The following is a 785-nucleotide window of genomic DNA, read 5'->3' as shown; positions in this document are numbered from 1 at the left end:
GCAACAAGTTTTGCGGCGATGGTCTCATTGGCCTGCGCTATGCGGTGCTTGCGACAATACTTTACGTACAGAGCCTAGAACATATCCCGAACTCACTTCTGGAGGCGTGCAGGGCATACGCTAAAAAAATTGTAGGGGGATCAACTAGCAAACCAGAAAGCCTTGGGTGGTTGGAAAGAATTGAAAATGAATTCAACTCACATCGGGTAGTACATGCTCCTGCTCTGCCGCGTCATGACTGCTCACCCACGGCGCTGGGTTGAAATCGTGGTGTGGCGTCGGCTGCCCCGCATACTGCTCCAGCCTCGCGTTAACAATGAGTTCGTAGCAATGGAGGTATCGATGGAAAGAAAGAAGGTCGCGCTGGCAGAGGTCAACTTGTTTGTGATGCACCTGAAGCAACGAGCTCTGATCTGCTATTCGATGGTAGCTGGTGGGATGATCACCTTGATTGCCGGAATTGTGATGCTCTTCGTCGGAGTTGCCGGAGACCAGATCGTCTGGTTCGAGTCTCCGAGCATAAAGATTACCGCCGGTGGTTTCGGCGCCATCACCATGCTGGCTAGCCTAACCTGGGGATTTTTCGCTTATAAATCACGGCCCGATATAAATTATATGGGCCTTACCAGAAGCATGTCCTTGACGAGAGAAGAGATTAAACGCGGTGAGCAGCTTAGCGCGGAAGCTAAGCGCAAGTCGGATGGAAGCTAGGCTCTGTACGTAAACCCAAGAAATACGATTTTCTGTAAAATACACCGCCATTAAAGCCAGGAGGCCAAGATGGC

The 785-nt window shown here is 51.0% G+C and carries 2 protein-coding genes; both read left to right on the top strand.

All coding sequences use genetic code 11. The features are described 5' to 3' along the window. A partial coding sequence (locus CJF39_RS23240; RefSeq protein ID WP_212556003.1) for a hypothetical protein occupies nt 1-263 on the top strand: 263 nt, incomplete at its 5' end. A 79-nt stretch (nt 264-342) separates the two neighbouring features. Continuing rightward, nucleotides 343-711, top strand: a complete 369-nt coding sequence (locus CJF39_RS22625; protein WP_141232223.1) for a hypothetical protein — start codon at nt 343-345, stop codon at nt 709-711. Nucleotides 712-785: the final 74 nt, after the last annotated feature.

It is taken from the genome of Pseudomonas lundensis, from assembly GCF_002269125.1.
Lineage (GTDB): Bacteria > Pseudomonadota > Gammaproteobacteria > Pseudomonadales > Pseudomonadaceae > Aquipseudomonas > Aquipseudomonas lundensis_A.
This window is presented reverse-complemented; position numbering and strand designations above follow the sequence as displayed.

Bases quoted from the DNA above. Each gene is read 5' to 3' on its own strand.
- CJF39_RS22625 (WP_141232223.1), top strand. From the start codon at position 343: ATGGAAAGAAAGAAGGTCGCGCTGGCAGAGGTCAACTTGTTTGTGATG.